1 protein-coding gene is annotated in these 567 nt (G+C 47.6%); it reads left to right on the forward strand.

What is annotated here, in order from left to right; translation table 11 throughout:
• The coding region (locus A3738_RS03015) for an efflux RND transporter permease subunit (protein ID WP_197473541.1) at positions 1-567 on the forward strand (567 nt) is incomplete at both ends.

The following is a 567-nucleotide window of genomic DNA, read 5'->3' on the forward strand; positions in this document are numbered from 1 at the left end:
CGAGCAGCTGAGAGCTTGGCTTCGTCCGCTTTGCCGAATGGTTATGAGGGACAGTGGACAGGCTCTGCATTGCAACAAATCATGGCCGGAGGTCTTGCGCCAATTTTGTTTGGTATGGCTTTGATCTTTGTTTATCTGTTTCTTGTCGCACAGTATGAGAGTTGGGCGATTCCAATCTCAGTTATGTTAGCTGCGCCAATTGCTATTCTTGGTGGGTTCATAGCCTTGTTGATTACTGGGCAACCTTTTGACTTATATGGTCAGGTGGGCATGGTGTTATTAATCGGGTTCTCTGTGAAAAACGCGATCTTGATTGTCGAGTTTGAGAAATTTAAACGTGATGACGAAAAGCTATCGATTCTCAAAGCCGCTACAGAAGGAGCATTGTTGCGTTTTCGTGCAGTGGTCATGACCGCACTTGCGTTTACGATGGGAGTTATTCCTCTAGCAATCGCGTCGGGTGCAGGCGCAGAGAGTCGTCACTCGATTGGCTATGTAGTCATGGGTGGAATGATCGCGAACGCTGTGTTTGCCACCATGCTGATTCCAGCGTTCTATGTAATGCTC

The organism is Oleiphilus sp. HI0066, from assembly GCF_001635725.1.